Annotated in this window: 3 protein-coding genes and 1 pseudogene; all 4 read left to right on the top strand. The window is 35.7% G+C overall.

Annotation, left to right across the window (positions count from 1 at the left end; translation table 11 throughout):
• A partial coding sequence (locus K6G87_RS15590; protein ID WP_296839295.1) for a type I restriction-modification enzyme R subunit C-terminal domain-containing protein occupies positions 1-250 on the top strand: 250 nt, incomplete at its 5' end.
• Positions 251-424: 174 nt separating this feature from the next.
• Entirely contained in the window at positions 425-1,189 is a 765-nt protein-coding gene (locus tag K6G87_RS15595) for an NERD domain-containing protein (protein WP_296839298.1), read from the top strand.
• A 287-nt stretch (positions 1,190-1,476) separates the two neighbouring features.
• Positions 1,477-1,563, top strand: a pseudogene (locus K6G87_RS20100) (hypothetical protein); the annotation flags it as partial.
• 33 nt (positions 1,564-1,596) lie between these two features.
• Complete coding sequence (locus tag K6G87_RS15600) at positions 1,597-2,073, top strand: hypothetical protein (RefSeq protein WP_442863376.1); 477 nt, start codon at positions 1,597-1,599, stop codon at positions 2,071-2,073.
• Positions 2,074-2,302 lie beyond the last annotated feature (229 nt).

A 2,302-nucleotide genomic window follows, 5' to 3' on the forward strand; every position in this document is an offset into this window, starting at 1 on the left:
AGTAAATGAAGCCTTTAGCCAATTTTTGACAGATGAAAAGCTGAATATCAATCAGATTCGATTCGTGAAATTGATTGTAGACTACATCGTTGCAAATGGAAATATCGAGGATAATAGTGTATTCATGAAAGAGCCGTTTAAATCAGTCGGAAGTATTACGACCCTGTTCAAAGATAATATGAGTACGGCAAGAAATATTCTGGACGTTGTGGGGATGATCAAGACAAATTCAGAGAAAATTGCATTGTAAAATAAGAAAACGCAGGAACGAAAGAGATGTGGTTTAATGAGCCACATCTCTTTTTTTAGATAGTGAAGGGGGCTGTGAATGATTCTGTCGGGACAGGAGATCTTGATTCTTTGATGAATTATATGATCTCCTAAGTTATACTGATAAAGTAATGAACTATGGGAGGATTATGGTATGGGTCAATATGACTGGATATGGATAGTTATAGGAATTTATATTGCCTTAAAACTAACCAAGAACACATGGTTGCCTTTGATTAAAGGTTTTTTAGGAGAAGCATCTATATCAACTCTGCTTCATGGTCTTGATAAAGAAGAATACAAGATACTTCATAATGTGATGATTCGAGCAGGACTTGGAACAACACAGATAGATCATATAATTGTATCTCGTTATGGGATTTTTGTTATTGAAGTAAAGAATTATAAAGGATGGATTTTAGGTTCTGAAAATGGAAGAGAATGGACTCAATCTGTTTATGGCCACAAAAATAGGTTTATGAATCCAATACATCAAAACTATGGGCATGTAAAAGCTATAGAATCATTACTTCATGAGTATGATATATTTGGAGTTCCGATCATACCGATTGTAACATTTCCAGGAGATGCGACATTAAAGGTTGATGTAAATAGAGCACTTGTTGTTAAATGGGGAAATCTCAACAATACAATAAGAGAAAACTCTTCGACTGAGTATTTAAGTAAAGAACAAATGGATGCATTAGTCAGGATATTTACTATAGCTAATGTTGATTCAAAGGAAGCTAGAGAAGCTCATATTAGTGGGATTCAAGAAAAAACTCGAGCAGAGAAACGTTCTATAAAAGCAGGAATCTGTCCAAAATGTGGTGGGAATCTTGTGAAAAGAAATGGTAAGTACGGCAGTTTCTATGGTTGTAGTAATTACCCTAAATGTAGATATACAAAGAATATATGATATTAAAGCATCTCTTCGGAGGTGCTTTTTTGATGCGATCAAGGAGGCATTTAATGGATATAAGAAACATTTGACACTATCTATTGCTCTTTGCGGTATTTGATGAAGAAGTAAAAAAAGGGCAAGGGGATAAATCTCCTTGCCCTTTAAAATATAGCTTATCTATTTAGTATCGCCAGCAACTTCAAGTAGTTTTTTCGTACATCTTCCAGTTACATCTATGTAATAATTATAGAGGTATTGTAAAAAATATTCTTTCAAATGAAAAGTATAAAGGGGATGCCCTTCTGCAGAAAAGATACACTTCAGATTACTTGACGAAAAAACTGAAAGTGAATAATGGTGAGGTGCCCCAATACTATATAGAAGACGATCATGAAGCCATTATCAGTCCGGAAGTTTTCGATATGGTACAAGTTGAGATGAAAAATCGCGCATTACTGCCGACAAGATACTCGGGAAGAAAAGTTTTTGGATCAAAGATAAAATGCGGAGACTGTGGAAGCTTTTATGGGTCTAAGTGCAGTACCCCAAGTTATTCCGAAGAAGAACTGAAAGAATTCTCTCTTAAAGCCATGAATCTTTTAATCACTGAAAAAGAAGAGATCATATATAACATAGAGTCATGTATGGCCGACATCTGTGATATAAAGAAACTAAAAGCTAAGCAGGAAGAAATTACGAGGGAGCTTGCCATTCAGGTTGATGCCATCCAGGCCCTTTTGGATAACTTCATTAATGAACTTCAAAACCTGGATGGGCCCATCGCAGAATTTGACGAGGTATTGTTCGGAGTGATGGTGAGTGAGCTTGAAGCAAAGAATGACAACACAATAATATTCAGATTCATTGATGGGACAGAGATACCAATCAAAGTTAAATAAGGAAGGAACTATAGGGCTCACATTCTGAGGCGCACACCTCACATGTGGGCTTTATTTTTGTTTTCAAAGAAAGTAAAATTGTGTTAATAAACAAATCGGAATTGGCGGAGTAGAAAATGGAACAGAAGTTGTTTACAGAATTACGGCCTTTATATATGACAAGCAAAGAAAACCCCAATGAAATCAGGATCAGGATTCGCATGCGTGACTTGATTGATTCAGATGTTCT

It is taken from the genome of Butyrivibrio sp. (assembly GCF_024699075.1).